At 64.5% G+C, this 22,750-nt stretch carries 12 protein-coding genes; 5 read left to right on the top strand and 7 right to left on the bottom strand.

Annotated features, from left to right (window positions below; all coding sequences use genetic code 11):
* A partial coding sequence (locus AB5Y93_RS04945; protein ID WP_368228892.1) for a type I secretion C-terminal target domain-containing protein occupies window positions 1–8,740 on the top strand: 8,740 nt, incomplete at its 5' end.
* Between the two features lie 316 nt (window positions 8,741–9,056).
* Here AB5Y93_RS04945 and glpC read toward each other — a convergent pair.
* The 4 genes from glpC to AB5Y93_RS04925 all read right to left on the bottom strand — a co-directional run bounded on the left by glpC (window position 9,057) and on the right by AB5Y93_RS04925 (window position 14,073).
* Window positions 9,057–10,259 carry an anaerobic glycerol-3-phosphate dehydrogenase subunit GlpC gene (gene glpC, locus AB5Y93_RS04940; RefSeq protein WP_010674925.1) on the bottom strand — a complete coding sequence of 401 codons (1,203 nt, stop codon included), beginning with the start codon at window positions 10,257–10,259 and terminating at the stop codon, window positions 9,057–9,059.
* A 190-nt stretch (window positions 10,260–10,449) separates the two neighbouring features.
* On the bottom strand, window positions 10,450–11,727 hold the full coding sequence (gene glpB / locus AB5Y93_RS04935; RefSeq protein WP_368228891.1) for a glycerol-3-phosphate dehydrogenase subunit GlpB: 1,278 nt from the start codon (window positions 11,725–11,727) through the stop codon (window positions 10,450–10,452).
* Window positions 11,717–13,396 (bottom strand): anaerobic glycerol-3-phosphate dehydrogenase subunit A, encoded by a 1,680-nt coding sequence (glpA, locus tag AB5Y93_RS04930; RefSeq protein WP_041215061.1) that lies wholly within the window; start codon window positions 13,394–13,396, stop codon window positions 11,717–11,719. Before glpA ends, glpB begins: the two co-directional genes overlap by 11 nt.
* Before the next feature lie 221 nt (window positions 13,397–13,617).
* Window positions 13,618–14,073, bottom strand: a complete 456-nt coding sequence (locus AB5Y93_RS04925; RefSeq protein WP_109111836.1) for a YchJ family protein — start codon at window positions 14,071–14,073, stop codon at window positions 13,618–13,620.
* 128 nt (window positions 14,074–14,201) lie between these two features.
* Here AB5Y93_RS04925 and AB5Y93_RS04920 point away from each other — a divergent pair, with 128 nt between their 5' ends.
* The 4 genes from AB5Y93_RS04920 (at window position 14,202) to AB5Y93_RS04905 (ending at window position 19,431) form a co-directional block, all read left to right on the top strand.
* Window positions 14,202–15,869 (top strand): methyl-accepting chemotaxis protein, encoded by a 1,668-nt coding sequence (locus AB5Y93_RS04920; protein WP_368228890.1) that lies wholly within the window; start codon window positions 14,202–14,204, stop codon window positions 15,867–15,869.
* A gap of 104 nt (window positions 15,870–15,973) precedes the next feature.
* A complete protein-coding gene (locus AB5Y93_RS04915; protein ID WP_029314606.1) occupies window positions 15,974–17,185 on the top strand; it encodes an ROK family transcriptional regulator in 1,212 nt (403 codons plus the stop codon).
* Window positions 17,182–18,765: a sensor histidine kinase gene (locus tag AB5Y93_RS04910; protein ID WP_043155894.1), complete on the top strand. Its 1,584-nt coding sequence runs from the start codon at window positions 17,182–17,184 to the stop codon at window positions 18,763–18,765. Before AB5Y93_RS04915 ends, AB5Y93_RS04910 begins: the two co-directional genes overlap by 4 nt.
* Entirely contained in the window at window positions 18,766–19,431 is a 666-nt protein-coding gene (locus AB5Y93_RS04905) for a response regulator (RefSeq protein ID WP_368228889.1), read from the top strand.
* A gap of 137 nt (window positions 19,432–19,568) precedes the next feature.
* Here the strand turns inward: AB5Y93_RS04905 and AB5Y93_RS04900 are convergent, their stop codons facing one another.
* Genes AB5Y93_RS04900 through AB5Y93_RS04890 form a run of 3 tightly spaced genes read right to left on the bottom strand, consistent with a single transcriptional unit; the run spans window position 19,569 to window position 22,592 of the window.
* Complete coding sequence (locus AB5Y93_RS04900; RefSeq protein ID WP_368228888.1) at window positions 19,569–21,098, bottom strand: tripartite tricarboxylate transporter permease; 1,530 nt, start codon at window positions 21,096–21,098, stop codon at window positions 19,569–19,571.
* Between the two features lie 9 nt (window positions 21,099–21,107).
* Window positions 21,108–21,569, bottom strand: a complete 462-nt coding sequence (locus AB5Y93_RS04895; RefSeq protein WP_005300329.1) for a tripartite tricarboxylate transporter TctB family protein — start codon at window positions 21,567–21,569, stop codon at window positions 21,108–21,110.
* A 57-nt stretch (window positions 21,570–21,626) separates the two neighbouring features.
* Window positions 21,627–22,592, bottom strand: coding sequence for a tripartite tricarboxylate transporter substrate binding protein (locus tag AB5Y93_RS04890; protein ID WP_010674916.1), 966 nt, complete (start codon window positions 22,590–22,592; stop codon window positions 21,627–21,629).
* Between the last annotated feature and the right edge of the window lie 158 nt (window positions 22,593–22,750).

Below are 22,750 nucleotides of genomic sequence, written 5' to 3'. Positions count from 1 at the left end.
CCAGCCCGGCCTGAATGGCCTCACCAGCGGCGGCCAGCCGACCCACTATCAGGTCAACGGCAACGTCATCACCCTGCTGGATGCGGGCGGCAAGACCATTCTGACCGTGACCCTGGGGCTGGATGGCAAGTACCAGGTGGTGCTCGACGGCGTGCTGGATCAACCGGCCAGCACCAACAGCGTCAATCTGGGGCTGCAGGTGCAAGGCACCGACTTTGACGGGGACAAGAGCAACCTTGGCACCCTCAATATTCATATCACCGACGGCGTGCTGCCCCAGGTCGACCCCGTCTCCCTCACCCTGGTGGAGGACAGCGACTGGAGCGCAGCCCAGACCCTCACCGGGGATCTGGCCATCACCGCCGGGGCCGACCCTCTGGTCAACATCGCATTCGATGCCAGCCAGCCCGGCCTGCAGGGGCTCACCAGCGGCGGCCAGCCCGTGGTCATCACCATCAGCGGCAACAGCATCAGCGGCACCGTCAACGGCCAGAACGTCTTCACGTTGACGCTGGATCAGAACGGTCACTACGTCTTCACCCTGAACCAGCCGCTGGATCAGGGGAGTGCAGACAGTCTACTCAAGGCGGGCTTTACCCTGACCGACAGTGACGGAGATAAAGTCTCCTCCACCCTGAGCGTTGCCATCGGCGACGGGGCCAATCCGGTCATCAGCGCCGTGACCGGCACCGAGATGACGGAGGCGAACCAGGGGGCGAAGGATGTGGTGAGCCACATGAGCTTCACCGTGAACCACGGTTCCGATGCCTTGGCGCCCGATAGCCTCAAGTTCGATATCGCAGCCATTCAGCAGAGCCTGGATGGCAAGTACAGCAGCCACGGCAGCCCGGTTACCTTCACCCTGGATGCCAGCGGCGAGCTGGTGGGGACCAGCGCGGACGGCCGCGAGGTGCTGCGGGCCGAGCTGGATTTGGTGGAGAGCAACGGCAACTGGAGCGTCACCGCCAAGGTGACCCTGGGGGCCGAGCTGGATCACCAGGGCAGCGAATCCCTCGACCTGCCGCTCACCGTCACCCTGACCGACAAGGATGGGGACAGGGTCTCCACCGACTTGCCGCTCACCATCAAGGACGGCCATGCACCGCACTTCGTGGCGGGCAGCGGGGTGAGCCTGGATGAGCGTGGGCTCGACGGCAGTAATACTCTGACCGGCACCGGCCACTTCCAGGTCAATGCGGGCTCGGATCGGGTGAGCGAGGTGTCGTTTGCCGACATCAGCGAGCAACCAGCGCTGACCGCCCTGGGCCAGAGCGTCAAATACGAGCTGGTCGACGGCGATGCCAGCATCCCGGGCAACCAGGTGCTGAAAGGCTATGTGGAAGTCAATGGCCAGCGCGTCGAGGTGCTTCAGATCGAACTGGTGGGCAAGCTGGACAACGCCGCCAGCAACGGCTTTGACTATAAGGTGACCCTCTATCAGGGGGTTCACCAGAGCGGTGGCACTGCGACCGACCTGCCGTTCAAGCTCAACATCGTCGACAGCGACAAGGGCAGCGGCAACAACGACAGCACCACGGGTACCCTCAACATCCGCATTTCGGAAGGGGCCAACCCGACCCTCACCCTGACCGGCGTGACCCTGAGCGAGGGGCGCTTCGATGGCGCCGCCAACAACCAGACCGGCGATGATCAGCATGCCAGCGGCACCCTGACCATCACGGCGGACTCCGATCCTGTGGTGGACGTGCGGCTGACCCTCTCGGGCCAAGTCGTGGATGGGAGTGGCAAGGCCATCACCCACAACGGCGAGACCCTCACCTGGCAAGAGGTGGCGGGCAGCAACGGCCACGGTTTCCAGGCAGTGACCGCGAGCGGCACCCTGGTGCTGACGGTGACCCTGCCGAGCGTGCCGGGGCGCATCGAAGCCCACACCCAGGCAACCCTCGATTACCAGGTGACGGTACACACCAACCTGGATCACGGTGCCGACGACAAGCTCACCCTGAGCCTGCCGGTCAAGGTGACCGACAGCGACGGCAGTGTGATCACCGGCAGCACCACGGCGGTGATCACCGATGCGGCGGATCCCGTGATCACCGCCATCGAGGGGGTGACCGTCAAGGAGTCGGACCTCAACGGGGGCAGTGGCCAGCATGGGGGTACCAGCCCGTCAGGCACGGGAGAGGTTGCCATCGGCCAGGTGACGATCGCCGCCGGGAGTGACCGGGTGGTTTCCCTGCAACTGGATGTAGCCCGCTTCAACGCCCTCAATACCCTGACGTCGGGGGGCAAGGCGGTCACCATTGGGGCAAACAGCCAGCCGGGTGTCTACCTTGGCAAGGACAGCGCAGGCAAGCTCATCTTCAAGCTGACCCTGGATGTGTCCGGCCGCTACACCTTCGAGCTGACCGGCAACCTGGATCACAGCGTCCAGGGCAAGGATCTGCTGGATATCCAGCTGCCATTGCAGGCACGGGACAGTGATGGGGATCTGAGCGCCGAAGTGATCGGCCATGTGAGCGTGCAGGATGACGTACCCGTGGCCGTGGACGCGAGCAAGACCCTGAATGAAGGGGCGAAAGTGACCGGCGATCTGCTGGCCACTGCCAGCGAGGGGGCGGATGATGCGGTGGTGAGAGCGGTGACCATCAATGGCACCGAGCACCCCATCGCCGCCACGGGCAACACCACCATCTCGGTGACAGATGGCACGGGGCAGATCATCGGCACCCTGGTGATCAATGCCGAGGGTGACTACAGCTTCACCGCCAAATCAGGCATCGATCACAGCAACAGCACCCTGGTACAGCAGATAGGCTTCCACCTGGTGGATGGCGACGGAGATACCGACGACGGTCTTCTGACCCTGACCATCCGGGACGAGGCTGGCAAGCTCACCGTGAGCGCAGTCACCGGCCAGGAGGATGCGGGGGCGAGCGATCCGGGCCAGGGGATCCCCATCACCATGAACCTGGATGTGGGGGATTTCGATCGGGGCGAGCATGTGGAGCAGTTGCTTATCCAGGCGCCAGCCAACGCCCAGGGCACCTTCTATTTCAACGGCGTCGCACTGACCACCATCACCCAGGGGGGCAAGACCTGGTATGAGGTGCCGCCCGCGGCCATGGTGGCGGTGGCCAACACCGATGACAAGTTCCAGCTCACCGGTGTCACTTTTGTGCCAAACCACGACTACTCGAGCTACAACAACGGAGGTGCTCCGCTGCGCTTCCCGGTGCAGTTGCAGGTAGGCGTCACCGAGGGGAGCAAGCCCCCGGTGCTGACCGGCAATCTGGACATCACGGTGCAGGGCATTGCCGACAAACCCCTGTGGGATGCGGGCAGCACGCACCAGCACTACACCACGGACGAGGACAGCAGCGGCATCGCCCTCAACGTCAAGGCGGGCCTCACCGATACGGACGGCTCCGAGACCCTGAGCTACCAGATAGAGTGGGCCTCCGGCCAGGGCACGCTGACCCTGAATGGCAAGGTGCTCACTCCGGGGGCGAACGGCCTCTATACGGTGGCCGGTGGCGACATCAACAAGGTGACCGTGGTGCCCGGCAAGGACTACAGCGGTGACATCAAGCTCATTGTGACCCCGGTGAGCACGGAGAAGACCCCGGTGGTGACCGGCAAGGAGACGGCCCTCGGCGATCCGCTGGAGGTGATTGTCAACGTAAACCCGCTGGCGGACGACGCCAAGCTGACGGTGCGCGAGATCCAGGGCAAGGAAGATACCCTGATCGATCTGGGCAGCAAGATTGGGCTCGCCCATCTGGGAGACACCACGGATGGCTCCGAGCAGCTGTTCGTGCGCATCAGCGGCCTGCCCGCCGGTGCCACCCTGCTGCTTGGCGGGGTGGCGGTCACTCTGGATGCCAACGGCTATTACGAGGTGCCCTATGACCGCATCAATGACCTCAAGCTGCTGCCGCCCAAAAACAGCAACGTCGATTTCGATCTCACCATCAAGGGGGTGGTGAAGGACACCGCCATCCTGACCGATGCCAGCGGCCAGACCCACACCGTGGTGAACGAGAAGGAGACCGGCAGCCAGAGCCTGCACGTGGATCTGGTGGGGGTAGTGGATGAACCTCATTTCGATCTCAATACCACCGACTGGACCCAGGATGGCAACGGCTACAGCATCACCATCCAGGAGGATGGCCGGGCACCGCTGGACTTCAAGCTCACCTCGGGGGAGTGGACGGATACCCCGCTCGATCACTCGGAAACCCTCAACCTGGTGCTGGAAGGGCTGCCGGAAGGGGCCAGGGTATTCGACGGCAGTGGCAAGGAGCTGACCCTGACCTTCGCCGGGCTCGATGGCAAGGGCAATCCTCTCTATCAGGTGGATGTGACCAGCCTTGGCAACCTGGAGATCCAGCCGCCCCCCAACAGCACTGCCGATCTGCACCTGGTCGGCCACGTGGTGGTGACCGAGAACGACGGCGATCACAAGAGCTTCGACGTGCCCCTCACCATCAAGGTGGAGCCGGCCATCGACGCCACCGACTATGCCAAGACCAGCCATGGCCTGGAGGATCAGTTCACCGTCCTCGACTGGCAACCTGATCTGACCGACGGCGCCGAGAAGGTGACCCACCTCAGCCTCTCCGGTATCGAACCTGGGTATGAAGTCTGGATCCGCGTGGGTGGGGTCGAGACCCAGCTGACCGTGAGCGGCGGCGCCGTGGAGTTGAGCGACGCCGAGCTGCAAAGCCTGCTCGGCGGTGGCCAGCTGCTGGTGAAAGGGCCCGAAGACAGCGACAGGGACACCACCCTCCAGAGCCATGTCACGGTGACACAAGTGGATGTGGACTCCAGCGCCACTGCCCAGAAGGTGATCGACGGCACCCTGCATGTGGATATCCAGGCGGTGGTGGAGCCTGATGCCAACCTGGTGCAGACCGGTCAGCTGGAGAGCCCGGACGGGCACGACATCCCGCTGGACGGCGTCTTCGTGTTCGAGGATCTGGACCCCAGCAGCGATGAGGTCATCGACTACCTGGTGATCAGCGATCTGCCCCCCGGCTTCGTGGTGGTGGGCGGCATCAACGATGGCAAGGGCAACTGGACGGTGCCCCACGACGCCCTCGGCAGTTATGCCTTGCGCTCGCCGGATGGCTTCACCGGCACCGTCACCTTCAAGGTGAGCGCCAGGGTGGTCGACCTTGGTGACAACAACGAGGGGGATGTGAGCGCCCCGGCCTATCGGGAGATCACCGCCAGCGCCGACTTCCATGGCGCGACCCACTCGGGTCAGGTGGCCGCCGATGTCGATTTTGACAACAGTACTCCCATCACCGGGGTGGAGGATCACGGCGTCAACTTCGGCAGCCAGCTCAAGCAGATGGTGACCCTGGGCACGGCGGACAGCGGGGATGACGAGCTCAGCATCGTCATCACAGGTCTCCCCCCGGGCGTCAACGTGCAGGGGCTCACCTATGACTTCGTCAACGGCGAGTACCTCATCAAGCTGCCGGGCGGCCTCGATGATCTCGACCGCCTGACCCTGACCTTGCCGCAAGACTATGCCGGTGACGGTCTGCACTTCAATGTGCGCCTGGTCAACACCGACACCGTGAGCGGTGACACCAAGATGGTGGAGAAGGACGTCACCCTCTCCATCACCCCGGAGGTGGACATCAACGGCGGGGCGGATGGCCTGCCCGAGCTGCAACTGAACGTGAAGGACGTAAACGGCGACGGCCAGCCTGACAACCTGGAAGACACCGACATTCATCTCGATCTCTCGGTCAAGCTCGCCGACATCAGCCCCTCGGTGGCCGATGGCGGTCTCGAGACCGTGGAGCAGGTGGTCGTGACCGTGGATCCCCAATATGGTCACTTCCTCGACAAGAACGGCCAGCCGGTCTCCACCCTCACGGTGAACAACCCGGCGGATCTCAAGGATCTGGTGTTCGTGCCCAAAGAACACTTCAGCGGCAAGGTGCCGCTGGCGGTGACGGTGGATATTCTCGATACCGCCACCACGGGCACGGATCGGGGGAGCTGGAGCGGCAACGTGAGCTTCGAGGTGCTGCCGGTGAACGATCCGGCCAACCTCACGGTCCAGAACGTCACGGGCCAGGAAGATGGCAGCGTGAGTCTGGGGGGGCTGGGGGCCAGCCTCATCGACAACGATGGCTCCGAGCAGATCGTCGGGCTGCAGATCAAGGGGGTGCCGGATGGCTTCACCCTGTCCGCCCCGGCGGTCAACAACGGCGGTGGGGTGTGGCAGGTGCCTGTGGGCACCGACTTCTCCAAGCTGACCCTGATCCCGCCTGCGGACTTCAGCGGCACCGTGAGTCTGACACTGAGCGCCTTCACCCTGGACCAGGGGCTGACCCTGCCCCTTGAAACCAGTGCGGGCTTCACCGTCACCGTCAATCCGGTGGGGGATGCTGTCATCACCGACATGCAGGAGCAGGCGAGCGGCACCGAAGGGGATGTGATCACCCTGAACCTGGGGGTGGAGACCCGGGATACCCAGGCTACCGGCGGCAATGCCGGCAATGTGCACGAGAACGGGCCCGAGCAGGTGCGCGTCACCCTGGAAGGGGTGCCGGACGGGGCAGAAATCCGCCTGCCGAGCGGGGTGAGCGGCACCGTAGTGGATCTCGGCGGTGGCCGCTGGCAGGTCACCACGGACGGCGGCAAGCTCGACGCGGTGGAGCTCGTGACCAACGACGCCAACGGCGCCATGGCGATCAAGGTGACGGCCCAGAGCCTGGACAACGGCGCCCTCGGCCCCGAAGTGAACGGCACCATCCATCTCGATGTGAGCCCGGTCAACGACGCCCCCGTCAACGTGCTGCCCGATGATCCCCAAGTGGCCCAGGAGGACGAGCCGTTCGTCATCCAGGGTCTGCAGGTCAAGGACGTGGATGCGGGCAACGGCATCATGGAAGTGCGCCTCTCGGTGGAGCACGGCACCCTGACCCTGCCGGCCGGGAGCGGCGTGACCCTGACCGGCAATGGCACCGGCGATGTGGTGCTGACCGGCACGCTGGCGGATCTCAATGCCCTGCTCTCGGGCGGCGTCACCTATCAGGGCGACCCGGACTTCCATGGCAATGACGCCTTGACCATGGTGACGGACGATCGGGGCAACACCGGCAGCGGTGGCGCCCTGAGTGACACCGATGTGCTGCCCATCCTGGTACAACCGGTCAACGATGCCCCCGTCAACCAGCTGCCGACGACGCCCCAGGTGGCGCAGGAAGATCAGCCTTTCACCATTCACGGGCTGCAGGTGAGCGATGTGGATGCGGGCAACAGCCCCCTCTCTGTCACCCTCTCCGTGCTGCACGGCACCCTAGAACTGGCGGCGGGCAGTGGCGTGACGGTGAGCGGCAGCGGCAGCAACACCCTGGTGCTGAGCGGTTCCCAAGATGCCATCAATGCCTTGCTCGCAGGGGGCCTGACCTATCAGGGCGAGCAGGACTTCAATGGCCAGGATGCCCTGACCATGGTGACCAATGATCTTGGCAACACCGGCAGCGGTGGCGCCCTGAGCGATACCGACGTGCTGCCCATCGAGGTCGAGCCGGTTAACGATGCCCCTGTCACCCAGGTGCCGGGCTCATTGCAGGTTAAAGAGGATGGCTCCCTGTCGCTCACCGGGATCAGCGTGAAGGACGTGGATGCGGGCAGTGCGCCCATCTCCATGGTGCTGCGGGTGGAGCACGGTGTGCTGACCCTGCTGGGGGCGGCAGGGGCCGTCTCGGTGCAGGGGGCGGGGACCAGCGTGGTGACCCTGGTCGGGTCACTCGATGATCTCAACGGCCTGCTGGCAGGCAACCTGCACTACGAGCCAGCCAGGGACTTCTGGGGTCAGGACAACCTGAGTATCACCACCTCGGATCAGGGCAACACCGGTGCCGGTGGTGTCCTGACCGACAGCGCCCAGATTGCCATCCAGGTGACGGCCGAGCCGGACGATCCCCAATTGGGGGTCGGCACCCACGATATCCTTGCGCTGCAAGGGGCCTGGGTGCCGCTCAACCTCAGCGCCAGCGTGGTCAATCCGGCCCCGGGTGAGCTGTCGGTGCGGATCCAGAACCTCGGCAGCGCCCAGGTGGTGGACGAACGCGGCCAGAGCGTCGGCCACGCGGATGGCAACGACTGGTTGCTGCCGATGGACCAGTCCGTGCCCATCTACCTCAAGGATCTGCCGGCGGGGGATCATGCCCTCACCCTGAGTGCCGAATCCAGCCTGGGTGGCAGCACCCTGAGCTCGGCCACGGAGACCATTACCATCCACAGCCAGAGCGGTCACGATCTGCTGGGCTCGGATCAGGGGGACTGGCTGTTCGGCTCCTCCGGCAATGATCGCCTCCTGGGCGGCATGGGAGATGATGTGCTGCGGGGCGGTCAGGGCAACGACATCCTGACCGGTGGCGCCGGCAGCGATCTCTTCGTGTGGGGCAGTGGTGACGAGGGGACGACGGCCTCTCCGGCGATAGACACCATCACCGACTTCCGTCCCCAGGAGGGGGACAGGATCGATCTGGCGGACCTGCTCAAGGGGGTGACCGACAACAGCGTGGATGGCCTGCTGGGTCATCTCCAGGCATCGGTGACCAGCACTGGCAACGGCTTGAGTGACGTGAGCCTGTCGGTCTCCCCGGCGGGGGATGGCAATGTCACCCAGCAGATCACCCTGAAGGACGTGGATCTGAGTGGCTGGAACCTGAGCGGTTCCTCCTCTCACGACATCCTGCAATCCATGCTGGATCAGCACAGCCTGATCATCCAGCACCCCTGATGGGGTGAGATGATGCAAAGAGCCGGCGAATGCCGGCTCTTTTTTTGGCTGAATATGCTGGCTTGATATTTCCCGGTGGTGGTAATGGGAGATGGATTTTAACGGGGTGGGTGTTGTTGCTGCTTTTCACTGTGTGGGTAGTTCAAACAACCAAAAGGTTTCGCCGCCCGGGCCTCCCATCGGGCTGCCCGGGCGGCGTCAGGGCCTTGCCGCGTCGATCCCGGTCAATGCCGGCCAGAGGGGGCGCAGGTATTGACCGGGGCGTGTCGCTTCCAAGCCGGTGCCCGTGATGATGGGCGGACCGGGGGGATGGCGGTCAGGCCAGCGCCCGTGCCAGCAGGTGCACCGGGTGTTCGCAGCGAAACGCCGTGCTCATCTCGATCTGCCACTTGCAGGTCTCGCAGTCGGTGATGACCAGATCGGGCTTGAGCCGGTTTATCTGATCGAACAGCCCCTGGCCGATGGCCTGGCTGGTGTCGTAGTTCTCGGACTTGAAGCCGTAGGTGCCGGCGATGCCGCAGCACTGGGAGTCCAGCACCGTCACCTTGACGCCGGGGATGGCCCGCAGTAGCTCGAGGGTGTAGATGACGCCCCCCATCTTCTCCAGGTGGCAGGGGGTGTGGTAGGCGATGTGCAGATTGAGGGGCTTCATGGCCGGTTTGTTGCCCCGATCGAACTCATTCCACAGGAAGCGGGTCACCAGGGAGATGCGATCGCGCACCTTGTGGTTGTCCTGCTCCAGCAGGTGGGGATATTCGTCCCGCAGGGTGAAGCCGCAGGTGGAGGAGGTGGCCAGCAGCGGCATCTCGTTGCCGAGCAGGGTGTTCTCCAGCTGCTGGATATTGAAGGCCGCCTGCTGCCTGGCCTTGTCCATGAAGCCGTTGGCAATCAGCGGCACGCCGCAGCACTTCTCCCGCGCAAGCAGCTGGACACCGATGTTCATGGCATTGAGCACCTGCACCAGCTCTTTGCCGAGTTGCGGGTGGTTGTAGTTCACATAGCAACCGTGGAAGTAGGCGATCTGGCGCGCAAAGCGGGCCTGAGTCGTTTTCTGCTTCTTGTACCAGCCGCGGAAGGTGCCTTGTGAATATTTGGGCAAGTCCCGGTGGGAGGATACCCCCAGCGCCTTGTCCAGCACCTGCTTCATCGGCTTGAGGCCGGTGGTGAAGTTGACCACCGGGGCCATCAGGGTGGACATGCTGCCCATCAGATCCGTGTGGGAGAGCACGAACTCGCGGATCCCCGGTTTGAAGCCGCTGTACTGGTGCTTGGCCTTGGCGATGATGTCGCCGATGCGCACCCCGCTCGGGCAAGCCACTTCGCAGCGCTTGCAGTTGGTGCAGTACTTGAGGGCGCTGTCAAAGAGCTCGGGGCTCTTGATGCGCAACCGCTCCCCATCCGGGCCCGCCTGCTTGGGGCCGGGGTAGGCCGGGTTGGCCTTGGCCACCGGGCAGTAGGCGGTACAGACGGTGCATTTGATGCACTGATCGAAAGTCTGGTTGGCATGATCCAGTAGCATGTCAGTTCTCCTCCCGTTGGGTGTGAAGGCACGGGATATGGGGCGAAATCATCATTGGGCTGAACTCAAAATGTGACCGGCGGCCTGCCAGCCGGTGGCGACCGGGACACCTGAGCCAGAGCACTCCTTGGATTGGGCATCGTCGTGGGCCAGCACGCCGTGTCGTTGGGGTGGGAATATGTGATTCATCTCAGCCCTCCGCCAGAATATGGCCAGCGGCTTGCCAGCCGGTGGCAACGGCCACGCCGGAGCCGGAACCTTCTTTAATGGGGTCATAGTGCGCCAGCACGCTGCCGGCGCCGTAAAGGTTGGTGAGGGGTCTGCCGCCGCGCAGCACCCGCAGCCGCTCGTCGGTCTTGACCCCGAAGCCCATGAAGGGGTGGTGGTCGAACAGGCGGCGGCCGGCCCAGGCGTCGCGCTCGGCAAGGCTCAGTACGTCGGCATCGAAGATGGGTTCACGAATGCCCCCGAGGCGCGACTCCAGCCCGCGGCTGAAGAAGCTGCCGGAGGCGAGCACGAAGTGGTCCGCCTCGAACAGCTGATCCTCCCCGTGCTGGCTGTGCACCCCGATCACCTTGTCGCCGTCATAGCTGGCGCCCAGCACCCGCTCGCTGGTGAGGAAGGTGCCGCCAAGGGCCATGAAGCGGCGCTTGAGGGCCTCCTGCATCCGCATGCCGATGAGGGACGGCGGCATGGTGGCCACCTCCTTGATGGTGCAGCCGGTGCGCCGTTCCAGCTCGCTCAGACGCGGGCCGACCAGCCCCAGCGACAGGCAGGCGGGCAGCACGATATGGCGACAGCCGGGCACACCGCATCCCTGCATCATGCGGCTGATCTCGCGGGCCAGATCCGCCAGCAGGTCCTGCTGGCCAGGCCCCTGCTTGTCGAACAGGCGGGCGATGTCGGCGGAGCGAAACTCGTGGGGATTGCGGCTGAACTGGGCGAGCTGGGGCAGGCGAATTTCCCCGGTCAGGATGCGGCTGTGGTTAAAACGGGCGTGGGTCGCGAGATTCGCCGCCGCGAGCGCCGGGTGAAAATCGCGAAACCCTTCCAGGGTGGCGAGCAGGATGGCGTCCGGGGCGGGGGCATCGGTCATGCAGGCGCAAGTGTCGGGGGAGAGCCAGGTGGCTTTGAGGGTGCCGATGGGGGTCAGCCGCTGGTGGTTGTGCTCCTGGCGCATCAAGGGCAGCCCCTCTTCTGCGCAGTGGCGTTGCAGGTCGGCCAGACTCCCCTCGATATTCTGCATCCCCACCTTGCTGTAAGGGTGATCCGGATGGGCCGCCATGAAGGCGGGCAGGGCGGCGCGGGGATCCCCGTCGCTCTCCAGCAGATCCACCGAGCCGGAGGAGAAGTGCAGGGCGCTCTGGCCGGAGGCCATCAGCAGGGTCTTCTGGCCGGCCTCGGCGAGGCGCAGGGCTGCGGAGAGGCCCGCCATGCCGCCGCCGATCACGATGCTGTCAAATTTCATGGCTGCGCTCCTTGGTGGAATTAGCGGTGCTGGCATCGAGCGGGAAGGGGGGCTCGCTCACCAGGTGGGGGGCCGTCCACTCACCAAGGCCGAACAGCCCTTCATAGATCCAGTAGGTAAATTCGGCTTCCCGCAGGGCATCGCCCCACAGCACGGGCCGGGTACCCTTGTAGCGCTCCTCCAGGAACTGGCGCAGCATGACGCAGGCCTGACGACCGTCCGCCTTGCCGTACTCCTGCATCAGGCCGGCGGCGCGATAGGCGCACAGCTCCCCCTGACAGGGGCCCATACCCAGGCGGGTGCGGCGGCGCAAGTCCACCAGGTTGTCCACGTCGAGCTCCCGCAGGGCGTATTCAATCTCGCCCGCGGTCACCATCTCGCACTCGCAGATGAGGGCGTTGGCCTTGGGGTTGTCGCGGAAAAAGGCGATGACCCGCTCGCCGTGGCGGTACTGGGCCGAGCCTTCGGCGGGTACCGAGAGGCCGGGGGCGGAGACCTTCTCCGGATCCCGCGAGCCGGGCAGGCTCAGCTCGGCGGTGCGGCAGGGCTTGCTGTTGCCAAGCTTTTTGGCAAGCAAGTCGGTGGCCCATTCGGCCATCAGCCGGTAGGTCATCAGCTTGCCGCCTGTGATGGTGTTGAAACCCTGGAGGCCATCTCGTTCGGCGTGATCCAGCAGCACGATGCCGCGGCTGATGTTGCGGCCGGACTCGTCGCCATCCACCGCCACCAGGGGGCGAACGCCGGCGTAGGCGCGCAGCAATCGGGTGCGGGCCATGATGGGGGCCAGTTTTATCCCCTCGCGCAGCAGCACCTCCACCTCTTCGGGCTCGACGGTGAGCTGGTCAATCTTGTGGTAATCGATGCGACTCGACGTGGTGCCGATGAGGGAGATGGTATCGCCCGGCACCAGAATGTCCGCGTCCGCCGGTTTGCGGCAGCGGTTGAGCACCAGCTGGTTGAGGCGGTAATCCATGATGAGCAGGGAACCCTTGGCCGGGAACATGCGGATGCCGAGGTCGGCATACTCGCAGATCTGCTGGCCCCAGATGCCGGCGGCGTTGATCACCTCCTGGCACTCCACCTCGAACGCTTCGCCGGTGCGGGTGTTGATGGCCTTGACCCCGTGCACTCGATCCTGGGTGCGCAAAAGCCCCAGCACCTTGCTGTGAGTGAAGATGCGGGCGCCGTGCTCCTTGGCGTCCAGCACGTTGGCGGCAGCCAGGCGGAAGGGGTCGACCGTGCCGTCCGGCACCTGGATGGCACCGATCAGCGCCGGGTTGACGTTGGGTTCAAGGCGCAGCGCCTCGGCGGGATCCAGCTGGCGGGCGTCGATGCCTGCCAGGGCGCAGGCGTCCATGAAGGTATTTTGAAAATGGATATCATCTTCCGGCAGGGTGATGAAGAGGCCGCCGGTGTCCTCGACGCAGTGGCTGGCGATCCGCTTGAGGATGCGGTTCTCCTGAATGCATTCGCGGGCGGACTCCTGATCCGTCACCGCGTAGCGGGCGCCGGAGTGGAGCAGGCCATGGTTGCGGCCCGTGGTGCCGGCGGCGATGTCGTCCCGCTCAAGCAGGATGCAGTCGATGCCGCGCAGCGCGCAATCGCGCATGATGCCGGCGCCGGTGGCGCCCCCCCCTATGATGACGACTTGTGTGGTGATTCTTTTCATTCTTGCCCGTCTCATCTCTTCCAGATGAGGCCAGTGTGGCGCCTTCACGACGTAAAATGTTTGATATGGGCCAAATTAATGTTCGTAAACGATCATTAAGTGTGAGGCGATGAGCGAAATGTGATGAACCTCACGTCACCGTCGAGGCAGGCAGGGGAAAGCATGACGGGAGGGGAGAAGGCCAGCCCGGGGGCTGGCCAGAGGGCGGCGTGGGGGAAACCTCAGCCGCAGCACTTCTTGAACTTCTTGCCGCTGCCACAGGGGCAGGGGTCGTTTCGCCCGACCCGCAGCGGCGCCGGATCCTGCTCACCGTCGGTGTAGACCCAGCGCCCCTGATGGCGCACGAAGCGGGAGCGCTCATGAAGGCAGTGACGTTCGTCCCCCTCCAGGAACCAGGCTTTGAATTCCACCATGCCGAGGATGTCATCGGGGCCGCCCTGGCTGGCGAGGATCTCGAGGCCATCCCAGCGGGTGTCGGTCGATGAGAGGTCGGCCGCGGTCAGCCCGTTCAGATAGTCCGGGTGCCAGCTGTGTACCAGATATTCTCCCAATCCCAGCACGAAGGCGCTGTAGCGGGATCGCATCAGCTGCTCCGGGGTGGCGGCGGGCTGGCCTGCGTGGAGTACACCGCAGCACTTGGCAAGAAAAAGAGAGGAACCGCAAGGACATAGGTTCATGAGTCAGCTCATCTGGTCGATAATTAAAGGTGGCGGGATTGTAGCGAACGCACTTCCCTTTCGGCCAGCTTCCCATGCCGTTTAGGCAGACATCATGCAGCAATGAACACAGCACAAAGGGTGACACAATGACACTTAAGCAGAAGATCCTGTTACTGGGGGCCATCCCCGTGCTGCTGATGGCCCTGGTGGTCAATCTCAGCAACTACCTGGTGGCCAGGAGCGATCTGGAATCGGATCTGGTGGTGGCGAGGGAGAGGGCAATCAAGGAGCGCAAGGCGCTGCTCAGCAGTTATCTGATGCTGGCCAAGACGGCCATCGAGAGCAGCTACGGCAAGCCTGACAGCCCCGAAGTGCGCCAGCAGGTGAAGGAGATATTGCGGCCGCTGCGCTATGGCAGCGACGGCTACTTCTTCGTCTACGACTATCAGGGCAATACCGTGCTGCTGCCGACCCGGCCCGAGATGGAGGGGAAGAACCGCTGGCAGGACAAGGATACCAAGGGTGCCTTCCTCATTCAGGGGATCATCAAGTCGGCGCGGGAAGGAGATGGCTTCTCGGAGTACTGGACCAACAAGCCCTCTATCGGGCGGGATGCCCCCAAGCTCTCCTTCAACCTGCTGCTCGACAAATATCAGTGGGTCGTGGGCACGGGCTTCTACATCGACGACATCGACAATGAGCTGGCCACCCTGCGCAGCGAGCGGGAGGAGACCATGTATGGCTCCCTGAAAACCGGGGTGCTGTTCATCCTGGTGATCCTGGGGGTGACCCTGGCGGCCACCGTGGTGATCGGCAACCGGGTCACCCGCCCGCTGGCGGATGCGGTTGCCGCACTCAACGACATCGCCGACGGGGACGGGGATCTGACCCAGCGCCTCAAGGTGCAGAGCAAGGACGAGGTGGGGCAGCTGGCCGCCGCCTTCAACCGCTTCGTCGAGCGGATCCAGTCGGTGGTGAGCCAGGTGGGGGAGACCAGCCACCAGTTGCTGGGGGCCGTGGATCGGCTGCATAGCCTGAGCGAGCATGCGGACAGGCAGATGCAGGGCCATGGCAAGGAGACGGATCAGGTGGTGACCGCGGTGACCGAGATGAGCTCCACCGCCCAGGAGGTGGCGGCGAGCGCTTCCAACGCCGCCAGCGCCACCAGCGATGCGGCCCGCGAGTCCGATGCGGCCCGCGGCGTGGTGAACAGCGCCATCGGCAGCATCAACCGGCTGGTGGACGAAGTGCATGTGGCGGCCGGGGTCATCGAGCAGCTCGCCCACGAGACCGGCAAGATAGGCTCCGTGGTGGAGGTCATTCGCGGCATCGCCGATCAGACCAACCTGCTGGCCCTCAACGCCGCCATCGAGGCGGCCCGGGCGGGCGAGCAGGGGCGCGGCTTTGCGGTGGTGGCGGACGAGGTGCGATCCCTCGCGGGCCGTACCCAGCAGAGCACCAAGGAGATCAACGAGATGCTCCAGCGCCTGCAGGGCGGAGTGAAACAGGCGGTGGAGGTGATGCAGGCCAGCGAGGCACGCAGCCAGGAGACGGTGCAGGAGGCGAGCCACATCGCCAGCTCCCTGGACAGCATGGTGGCGGCGGTCGGCACCATCAACGACATGAACATCCAGATCGCCACGGCCGCCGAGGAGCAGCACGCGGTCTCCGAGGAGATCAACAAGAACCTGGTGGCCATCCAGCAGATCGTCAGCGAGCTGACCGAGGCGTCCGGGGAGTCCAGCACCACCACCCGCGCCCTGGCAGGCACGGGTGACAAATTGCGCCAACTCGTCTCCCGCTTCCGTTACTAATCACATTTTTGCCGTCTGGACAGGATTTCCAGACGGCAAATTTGGGGATCGGCGCAGAATGTGTGAAAATCGCGCCATTCGTTCCTTTCGTTAGCCCCAACCCTATGAATGAGATCGTGAAAGGCAGTATCGATTTGATCCGTCAGCTCAACTACGGCCTGGTGTATGCCAGCCTGGAGGAGCACAAGGAGCTGTCCCGTACCGATCTGTCCCGTCTGACCGGCCTGTCGCCGGCCAGCATCACCAAGATCACCCGCGAGCTGCTGGACGGCGGCCTGGTGGTCACCTGCGGCGAGAGCTCGGTGGGGCGTGGCCGTCGCCAGACCCTGCTGCGCATCAACGAGCGCCGCTTCCAGTTTCTCTCCATGCGCCTGGGGCGCGGCTATGTGGACATGGCCCTGTTCGATCTCGCGGGTCACTCCCTGGCACGCCATCGCCATGTCTTCAACGAGGCGGAGCGTGCCGAGCTGCTGGCCAGCCTGGTGCGGGCCATCGAGGGCTTTTTGCCCAAGAAGGCGCTGCGTCTGGCCTGCATCGCCCTCTGCCTGCCCGGCCAGGTGGAGCGCCACTCCGGCATGGTCAAGCATTTTCCCTATTACGATCTGCGCAACTGGCCCCTCGGTCCCACCCTGCAGGAGGCCTTCTCGGTACCCGTGCTGGTGAGCGGCGACGTGCGCACCTGGATCCAGGCCGAGCGGGAGTGGGGCGCCGCCAGGAACTGCTCGGATGCGGTGCTGGTGTTCGTGCACAACGACATCGGGGTCGGCATGGTGGTCAATGGCCAGCTCATCGAGAGCGAGTCGGCTCTGCTCGGGGATCTCAGCCACCTGCAGCTCGAACCCTATGGCCAGCGCTGCTACTGCGGTGGCTTCGGCTGCGCCTGCACCCTGGTGACCAATCAGGCGCTGGAGGCGCAATATCGGGAGCTGCGCGAACGGATGCAGGAGTTCGATCTGCCCGAAAGCGTCACCATCCGCGAGCTGTGCGAGCTGGCGCTGGCTGGCAACAGCCTGTGTCAGGACATCCTGCACCAGGCAGCAGGCCGCCTCTCCCGGGTGCTGGCGAACCTCATCTGCCTGCTCAATCCGGGCAAGCTGCTGCTCGGGGGGGAGATCACCCGGGCCGATCGACTGCTCTTCCCCATGTTGCACCAGTCCCTGGCAAGCCAGTTGCCCGCCGAGTACCTGGTGCGCCTGCAGATTGAATCCACCCACTTCTACGAAGATCCCACCAAACCCACCTCGGTGCAGGTGCACAAGGCCCTGCGCGATGGCAGTCTGCTGCTCGACTTGTTGCGAGGCGACAAGGAGGCATGAGGCTCGGGTTGCAAGGACGCTTCCTGCTCATTCTCTGTCTGGTCAGTCTGTTGCAACTGGTGTTGCTGAGCGGTGCCAGCTACTACTATGTCGCCGAGCAGCGCTACCGTGAGGTGGGGGATCAGGCCCTGGATGTGGCACGGCTGGTGGCGCGGGAGTCCGGCGTCATCGCCGGGGTGAAGCGGGCGGATACGGTCCGCCTCAATGCCCTGGTGGAGCGGATCCGCGCCGAGGTCGGGGCCAGCTACATCGTCATCGGGGACAGGCAGGCACGCCGCCTGGTGCACCCCAATGCGGACCGGATTGGCAAAGCCATGGTGGGGGATGATCCCGAGCGTGCCCTGCAGGGAGAAGCCTATATCTCCAGGGCCCAAGGGTCCCTTGGGGTCTCGGTGCGCGGCAAGGGGCCCATCCGGGACGAGATGGGCAAGATCATCGGGGTGGTGTCGGTCGGCTATCTGGTGCGGGACATCGATGCGGATCTGCAGGGCTATTTGCGCTTTGGCCTGGCCATGACATTGCTCATTGTGGTACTCAACAGTGTCGCCGCCGCCTGGCTGGCCCGGCGCTACAAGAAGGCGATATTCGGCTTTGAACCCGAGCAGATGGGGCGTCTCTATGCGGAGCTCGACTGTACCCTGCGCACGGTGCGCGAGGGGATCCTCACCATCGACGAGCAAGGGCGCCTCACCTCCCTGAACCCCAACGGCATCAAGCTGCTGCGCCTGGACGACACCACCGCCAGGAGCGCCATCGGCCAGCCCATTGGTCACCTGCTGCCGGGCAGTCGCATGCTCTCCATCCTGCAAGAGCAGACCCCCCAGTTTGACGAGGAGATAGTGCTCAACGGCCAGTCCCTCATCGTCAACCGCTTGCCGCTGGTGCGCGAGGGCAAGCTGATCGGCGCCGTGTCGAGTTTTCGCCGCAAGGACGAGCTGGCGGAACTCAGCGCCCAGCTCTCCCAGGTGCAGGCCTACAGCGATCTGCTGCGGGTGCAGACCCACGAGCACAACAACCAGCTCGGGACCATCGCCGGCCTCATTGAGCTCGGGGCCACCCGGGAGGCGCTCGCCTTCATCGGGCGGGAGGCGGCCACCGAGCAGACCCTGCTCGGCTTCCTGATGGGGGCCATCGCCAAACCCAAGGTGGCGGGGTTGCTGCTCGGCAAATACCACAGGGCCCACGAGCTCGGTCTTGAGCTCGTGATCGATCCCGATGCCCGTCTGCACGACATTCCTGCCCGTGTCAGCGGTTCCCAGCTGGTAACGGTGCTGGGCAACCTCATCGACAACGCCTTCGAGGCGACCCGCCGCCACGGTGCGCCCTATCAGCCCATCCGGGTTTCCCTGAGCGATCTGGGGCAGGATCTGGTGCTGGAGGTGGAAGACGGGGCTGGCGGCATCGACCCGCAGTTGGCGGACAGGTTGTTCGAACAGGGGGTCAGCAGCAAGCCCGAGCCAGGACACGGTATCGGGCTCTCCCTGGTGCGCAAGACCCTGGATGCCCTGCAGGGGGAGATCACCATCGAAGCCACGACGCAGGGAAGTTGCGTCGTCTGTTACATTCCCAAGGAGGTGTGAGTGATCAAGATCCTGATCGTCGAGGATGATCCCGCCATTGCCGAGATCCACCGCCGCTTCGTGCAGCGCCTCGCCGGTTTTGAGGTGCTGGGGGTGGCGTTGACCCTGTTCGATGCCAGGGAGCAGATAGGGATCCTCCGGCCCGATCTGGTGCTGCTGGATGTCTGGCTGCCCGATGGAGAGGGGTTCTCGCTATTGAGAGAGCTGCGCCAGGCGGGGGCGAGTCTGGATGTGATCCTGCTCACCGCGGCGCGGGAAGCTGCTGCCCTGCAGGAGGCGATGCGCCTCGGGGTGGTGGATTTCATCTTGAAGCCCGTGGTGTTCGAGCGGCTGCGCGACACCCTGGAGAAGTACCGTCAGAGCATCGCCGCCCTGGCGGCGTTGGCCGACATCGACCAGCAGGCGGTGGACACCCTGTTCGGTACGCCGTTGCAGCAGGTGGCGGCAGAGGGACTGCCCAAGGGCATCGATGTTCTCACCCTGCAGCGGGTGCTGGCGGCCCTGACTCCGGAGGCCGCCAGTGCCGAGGAGATAGGCAGCCGGATAGGGGTGAGCCGGACCACGGCGCGCCGCTATCTGGAATTTCTGGTGGGGCAGCAACTGGCGAGCCCGGAGCTCGAATATGGCACCGTCGGGCGGCCGGAGCGGCGTTACCGCAAGCCGTGATCCGGTCGCCCGGAACTTGTTGTCCAGACAAGAAAAGAGCGCCTTTCGGAGCTCTTTTTATCAGGGTTTGCTTCCCGTGGGCATCAAGGTCTCTGCGCGTGATGGTCAGGGTTCAGAGGTGGCAGAGGCTCATCGATTCAGTGGCTGGTGGCAGGCTCCCCCTTGGGGGCCCGGCGAGCCTGCCACCACTGCCAGACGGGCAGCAGCAACATGGTCAGGGTGATCACCGTGAAGGCGAGGGTGATGGGGCGCTCCCACAGGAAGCTCAGGCTGCCGTCGTTGATCACCAGGGCCCGGCGCAGGTTGTCCTCCAGCATACCCCCCAGGATGAAGCCGAGCAGCATGGGGGCCATGGGGAAGGTGAGCAGGCGCAGGCCGATGGCGATCAGTGCAACGATGGCCATCACATGGATGTCCATGGTGTTGAAGGAGACCAGATAGACCCCGGTCAGGGAGAACAGCAGCACCATGGGGATGAGCACGGGGCGCGGCACCGCCAGTACCCGGGCCAGGTAGGGGATGAGGGGGAGGTTCAGGATCAACAGCACCACGTTGCCCAGATACATGGAGATGATCACCGACCAGAAGACGTCCGGATGCTCCATGAACAGACGCGGGCCTGGCTGGATGCCGTAGGCCACCAGGGCGCCCAGGATGAGGGCCGTGGTGCCGGAGCCCGGGATCCCCAGGGTCAGCAGGGGCACGAAGGAGCCGGTGGAGGCGGCGTTGTTGGCCGCTTCCGGGGCGGCCAGACCGCGCAGGCTGCCCTTGCCGAACTGCTCCTGGCGCTGCTTGCCGGCGATGTTGCGCTCGGCTCCATAGGCCATGAAGGCGGCGATGGTGGCGCCGGCTCCCGGCAACACGCCGATGAGAAAGCCCAGCACCGAGGAGCGGGCGATGGGAGGCGCGATTTCCCTGACCTCTTCCTTGCTGAGCTTGAGGCTGCCGAGCTGCTGCATCTGCCTGGCCTCTTCCTCGCTGTTGCCCTTGCCGGGGCGCAGCACCGCCATCAGGATCTCCGCGAGGGCAAAGGTGGCCATGGCCAGCAGCAGGAAGGAGAAGCCGTCACGCAGGTCCGGCAACCCGAAGGTGAACCTGTCCACCCCGACGCTGCGGTCGATGCCGATGGTGGAGATCATGATGCCGAACAGCGCCATGATCAGTGCCTTGAGCACCTGCCCCTTGCCGGCAAAGGCCGCCACGGCGGAGAGGCCCAGCACCATGAGGGCGAAGTAGTCCGCCGACTGGAAGGAGAGGGAGACCTTGGCGAGCAGGGGCGCCGCCACCATCAGCATGATGGCGGAGAGGGTGCCGCCGGTGAAGGAGGCGTAGGCGGCGATGGCCAGCGCCTTGCCAGCCTGTCCCTTGCAGGCCAGGGGATAGCCGTCGAAGGCGGTGACCACGGTGGCGGAGCAGCCGGGGGCGTTGATCAGGATGGAGGAGGTGGAGCCCCCGAAGATGGCGCCGTAATAGACCCCCGCCATCAAGATGATGCCGGAGGCCGGATCCAGGCCATAGGTGATGGGGATCATCAGGGCGATGGCGGTGACCGGGCCAAGGCCCGGCAACATGCCGATAAAGGTGCCGATGAAGCAGCCAAGCACCACCATCATCAGGTTGACCGGCAGCAGTGCGGTGCCGAGTCCTTGCAAGATTCCGTCTAACATGGTGACTCCTTAGAAACCGAGCAGGGTGAACAGGCGACCCGGCTCCAGATAGACGTTGAGCCCCTTGGTGAGCAGGGCCCAGAAACCGATGGAAAAGGGGACGCTGATCATCAGGCCGTAGCGCAGGCTGGGTTCACCGAGCACCCGGATGCCCACGCTCAGGAAGGCGATGGTCGAGAGCACGAAGCCAAACCAGGTGAGCCCCAGTCCGTAGATGACCATGAGCCCGAGCAGGATGAAGACCCGGCGCCAGTCCCCCTCTTCCCGGCGCAGGGGCTCGCCCCCGGGGAAGAGCACCAGCAGCAGGGAGAGCAGCGCCCCGATCCCTGCCAGGGCATAGGGCAGGGTGCTGGCGGTGAAGGGTTCGTATTCGTCGCCGGGGTAGCCCGGTATCTCGGTGGCGTAGTAGCCATAGGCGAGGGAGAGCAGCAGAAACAGCAGACCCCCCAGTCGCTCCTTGGTAATGTTCATCTTTTGACTCCAACATGAGCGGCGGGCCTGCGCCCGCCTGCGATGGGACAGCGAGGGTTATTTGATGAAGCCGAGCTCGCGCATCAGGCCGCCGATCTGCTGCTCCTGGCCGTCAAGGAAGGCGGTGAACTCGGGACCGGACTGGTAGAGGTTGGTCCAGCTGTTGCGGCTGCGGACCACTTCCCACTCCGGCTTGTCGTACATCTGCTTGAGCAGGGCGGCAAACTCGGCGGATTTCTCCGGGCTGATGGTGGGGGAGGCGAAGTAACCGCGCCAGTTGGCGAAGACGGTGGGGTTGTTCTGCTCGCTGAAGGTGGGGATCTGCTCCGCCCCCGGCAGGCGTTTGTCGGAAGTGACCCCGAGGATCCGCATCTGGCCTGACTTGACCGCTTCCATTGCCTCGCCAAAGCCGGTGGAGATGGCCTGGGTCTCTCCGGCCAGCACGGCGGCCATGGCGCTGCCACCGGCATCGTAGGCGACGTAGCGCAGCTTGCTGGCGTCAGCCCCGGCGTTCTTGAAGGTCAGGGCGGCGACCAGGTGATCCAGGCTGCCACGGGCGGAGCCCCCGGCGATCTTCACCTTGGCCGGGTTCTCCTCGTAGGCTGCCAGCAGCTGGGCCCAGTTCTGATAGGGGGAGTCCGCTTTCACCGCCAGTGCCTGGTAGTCGGCGATGATGGCGGCCACTGGCGTCAGGTCACGGAAGGACTGGGGCAGCTCCTTGGAGAGGGATTTGACGATGATGGGGGTGGAGTTGACCATCAGGGTCTTGTCGGACTGGGCCGAGGTCTCGATGAGGTGGGCGATGGCCTTGGCGCCGCCACCGGCGGACATGTTCTGGTAGGAGACGGTCTTGACCAGACCGGACTTGGCCAGCACTTCACCGGTGCCGCGGGCCGTGGTATCCCAGCCGCCGCCGGCGCCGCCCGGGATCAGGAAGTGGACTTCGTTGATCTGGGCGTGGGCGCCGACGCTCAGTGCGAGCAGGCTACCGATCAGGGTGCGTTTGAGGGTTCCTTGCAACATGGTGCTCTCCTTGTGATTGTTGCAAGAAGGTTAATTAATCATGTCTGGCTGGAAAACAATCTGACCGTAATGGCTATTAAGGCTGTTGTGACCATTGTGTTCATTCTGGTCATGGGCCGAAGAGGGGCGCGCGCATAGAAACGAGGCGCCCGTGAGCG

Origin of the sequence: Aeromonas sp. R10-1, assembly GCF_040908465.1 — a bacterium.
Taxonomy (GTDB): domain Bacteria; phylum Pseudomonadota; class Gammaproteobacteria; order Enterobacterales; family Aeromonadaceae; genus Aeromonas; species Aeromonas caviae.
Note: the sequence above shows the minus strand (reverse complement) of the source record. Positions and strands in the feature narration are given on the sequence as shown.